A 237-nucleotide genomic window follows, 5' to 3' on the forward strand; every position below is an offset into this window, starting at 1 on the left:
CTCATCACGAGGCGGCTCCTTCATTGGTCGTCGGGGGGACGGTCTCGACATCGATGGCCGGCTCCGCGTCGGCCGCGGAGTCACCGGCCAGTGCGGCGAGCAGGGTCCGCTCGTCCACCTCGTCGCCACTGAGCTCGGTCTCGACCGACCCGTCGCGGAGCACGATGACCCGGCTGGAGCCTTCGACCACCTCCTCCACCTCGCTGGAGACCAGGACGATGGCGAGCCCCTCCCGGG

1 pseudogene is annotated in these 237 nt (G+C 70.9%); it reads right to left on the minus strand.

The annotated features are described in order from the left end of the window. Positions 1–4: 4 nt before the first annotated feature. Positions 5–237, minus strand: a pseudogene (locus SB773_RS34540) (hypothetical protein); the annotation flags it as partial.

It is taken from the genome of Bacillus sp. SIMBA_074 (assembly GCF_046534555.1).
In the GTDB taxonomy this organism is placed as follows: domain Bacteria; phylum Bacillota; class Bacilli; order Bacillales; family Bacillaceae_G; genus Bacillus_A; species Bacillus_A mycoides.